The organism is Streptomyces sp. SID14436, from assembly GCF_010548465.1.
Lineage (GTDB): Bacteria > Actinomycetota > Actinomycetes > Streptomycetales > Streptomycetaceae > Streptomyces.
The window spans coordinates 1-3,295 of record NZ_JAAGMD010000591.1; the positions used below are offsets into that span (position 1 = coordinate 1).

The window sequence follows — 3,295 nt, forward strand, 5'->3', positions numbered from 1 at the left end:
GCGCCCGCGCGGGTGCGCAGCTGGGTGCCGGACGGTCCGCTGGACCTCGGCCTGGTCCTGGGCCCGCTGCGGCGCGGCACCGGCGATCCGACGTTCCGGACGCTGCCGGACGGTTCGGCCTGGCGGGCCAGCCTCACCCCGGCCGGCCCGGGCACGCTGCGGGTGACGCGGCGCGGCGAGGAGGTGCGGGGTGAGGCGTGGGGGCCGGGCGCCGACTGGCTACTGGAGCGGCTGCCGGAACTGTGCGGCTCCGCCGACGACCCCGACGCGTTCGTGCCCCGGCACCGGCTGCTGGCGCACACCCGTCACCGGCGGCCCGGGCTGCGGCTGACGCGGACCGGGCTGGTGCTGGAGTCGCTGATCCCGTCGATCCTGGAGCAGAAGGTCACCACCGGCGAGGCGTACCGGGCGTGGCGGCTCCTGGTGCGCAAGTACGGCGAACCGGCGCCCGGACCGGCGCCCGAGCGGATGCACGTGATGCCGCCGCCCAGGACGTGGGCGCTGATCCCCTCCTGGGAGTGGCACCGGGCGGGCGTCGACAACAAGCGGGCGTCGACCGTCCTGCGGGCGGTGCGGGTCGCGGCCCGGCTGGAGGAGGCGGTGCGGATGCCTCCGGCGGCGGCACGGGAGCGGCTGGAGCTGGTGTCGGGCATCGGCCCGTGGACGTCGGCGGAGACGGTGCAGCGCAGTCACGGCGCGCCGGACGAGGTGACCGTGGGCGATCTGCACCTGCCCGGCATCGTCGGCTGGGCACTCGCCGGCGACCGGTACGCGGACGACGCGGCGATGCTGGAGCTGCTGGAGCCGTACGCGGGCCAGCGGCACCGGGCGGCCCGCCTGATCCTGCTGAGCGGCCGGATCCCGGAACGCCGGGCCCCGCGCATGCCGCACGGGGACATCGGACGGCTCTAGGTGTGCTGTCCGGACAGGTTGGTGACGCGGCTGGCTGGTGGGTGGCCGTCGATGCAAAAGACACGGCCCAGCGCGGGACCGACAGCGCACCGGGCGCACGGCCCACCGCGCTGCCGGAGGCGCACACCCGGCGCGCCCCCTCCCCGGTCCCGCGTCCGCGCGGCACCGGGGAGGGGGCACCGGGTCACTGGTCCGAGGAGAAGCGGACCGCGCCGGCCGGGATGCGGGCGTCGCACCAGACGCGGGCGCCGTCGAGGAGTTCGTTGCGGGCGCCGACGACCGCGCCGTCGCCTATCACCGTCCCGGTCAGCACCGACCGTTCGCCCACCCGGGCGCGGGTGCCGATCAGGGAGTCGGTGACCACCGCGCCCGGTTCTATGACCGCACCCGGCAGGATCGTGCTGCCGAAGACGCGCGCGCCCTCCGCCACGAACGCGCCCTCGCCCACCACGGTGCCGCCCGCCAGTTTCGCGTCGGGTGCCACCGTCGCCGTGGGCAGCACCAGCCGGTCGCCGCACCGCCCGGGGACGGCCGGCGACGGGGCCCGGCCCAGCACCAGGTCCGCCGAGCCGCGCACGAACGCCGCCGGGGTGCCGAGGTCGAGCCAGTAGGTGGAGTCGACCATGCCCTGGAGGTGCGCCCCCGCCGCCAGCAGGCCGGGGAAGGTCTCGCGCTCCACGGACACCGGCCGCCCGGCGGGGATGGTGTCGATGACGGAGCGGCGGAAGACGTACGCGCCCGCGTTGATCTGGTCGGTGACGATCTCCTCGGGCGTCTGGGGCTTCTCCAGGAACGCCAGGACCCGCCCGGTGTCGTCGGTGGGGACCAGCCCGTAGGCCCGGGGGTCGGTGACCTTGGTCAGGTGCAGGGAGACGTCCGCGCCGGTCGACTCGTGGGTCCGCACCAGCGCCCGGATGTCCAGGCCCGTGAGGATGTCCCCGTTGAAGATGAGCACCGGTTCGTCGGGCCCGGAGTGGAGCCGGGAGGCGACGTTGCGGATGGCGCCGCCGGTGCCGAGGGGTTCCTCCTCGGTCACGTACTCGAGGTGCAGCCCGAGCGACGAGCCGTCGCCGAAGTGGGGTTCGAAGACCTCGGCCAGATAGGACGTGGCCAGGACGATGTGCTCGACGCCCGCGGCTCTGGCTCTCGCCAGCTGGTGCGTCAGGAAGGGCACTCCGGCCGCGGGGACCATGGGCTTGGGCGTGTGCACCGTGAGCGGGCGCAGCCGCGTGCCCTTGCCGCCGACCAGGAGGATCGCTTCTGTCACCTTGTCGTCTCTGCTTCCTGCCGGGACCGGCCGAACTGTCTTTCGGCCGGTCAGTGTATGCAGACCGTTCCACCGCGCATGCGACGGCCGTGGCTCCGGCAGGAAGAAACGTGCGGCCCGGCGGCCGGGCGGACCTCAGCGGCCCTGGTAACGAGCCGCCGTGGAACGGGCCGTGCCGAGCTTGCTGTACAGCTTCCCCCCTGGGCACGCGGTGTTGAACCCGTCCCGGTGACCGGAGATCACGTTCAGTCGCACCTTCTTGCCTTTTCGGTAGAGATTGCCACCCGCCGACGTGAGGTATGTCTTCCCCTTCGGATTCATGCCGTGCAGACCCAGCTTCCACGCCGTGAGCCGCGACACGGCCTTCACGGCGGAGGACGACGGCTTCTTGGATCCGTAGGAGCCGATGACCGCGATGCCCATGCTGTTGCTGTTGAAGCCGAGCGTGTGCGCGCCCAGCACCGCCTTGGCCACTCCCCCGGCGCGGCCCTCGTAGATGCGCCCGCACTTGTCGATGAGGAAGTTGTAGCCGATGTCCCGCCAGCCCAGGCTCACCACGTGGTAGCGGTAGAAGCCCCGGATGAGGGAAGGCGCCTGCGAGCACGTGTAGTTGTTGCCGGAGGCGGTGTGGTGCACGAAGGCCGCCTTGACCTTCTTGGTGTAGGCGAAGTTCTTCTCCCGCAGCCTCTCGTCGGCCCCCCAGCCGCGCCGGGTGGTGATGGCCGGGCGCGGGCCGATGTACGGCTTGGCCCGCTGCCGGGTCTCCGCCGCTCCGGCGAGGAGATCCCGCTCGGTCTCCTCGCGGCTCAGGGCGGGGATCTCGGTCGCGCCGAGCGGTGCCAGGCCGGCGTTGGCGGCGGAGGCGGCGGTCGCCTCGGCGGTCGTCGCACCGGCCCGGGAGTCGTCCGGAGCGCCGGCCGCGGGCAGGGTGCCCTCCCCGGGGTCGATGAGCTCGACCTGGAGTCCGGCGGGGAGCAAGGGGGCCGTGGTGGTCCGCGCGCCCGGGGCGGTGCCGGCGGGATCGTCGGCCGCGGGGGCGGCCTCCGCGCGGACGCGGATCTCCACGCCGTCGGACTCGCCGACCCACAGCGGTGCGGTCGCGCCGCGGACCCGGCC

The 3,295-nt window shown here is 74.1% G+C and carries 3 protein-coding genes; 1 reads left to right on the top strand and 2 read right to left on the bottom strand.

All coding sequences use genetic code 11. The features are described 5' to 3' along the window. A partial coding sequence (locus tag G3I53_RS20985) for a DNA-3-methyladenine glycosylase 2 family protein (protein ID WP_239064015.1) occupies nucleotides 1–912 on the top strand: 912 nt, incomplete at its 5' end. A gap of 184 nt (nucleotides 913–1,096) precedes the next feature. On the opposite strand, the gene G3I53_RS20990 is transcribed toward G3I53_RS20985, so the two are convergent. Further along, nucleotides 1,097–2,179 (bottom strand): NDP-sugar synthase, encoded by a 1,083-nt coding sequence (locus tag G3I53_RS20990; RefSeq protein ID WP_164337735.1) that lies wholly within the window; start codon nucleotides 2,177–2,179, stop codon nucleotides 1,097–1,099. Between the two features lie 135 nt (nucleotides 2,180–2,314). Beyond that, a partial coding sequence (locus G3I53_RS20995; RefSeq protein ID WP_164438647.1) for a peptidoglycan recognition protein occupies nucleotides 2,315–3,295 on the bottom strand: 981 nt, incomplete at its 5' end.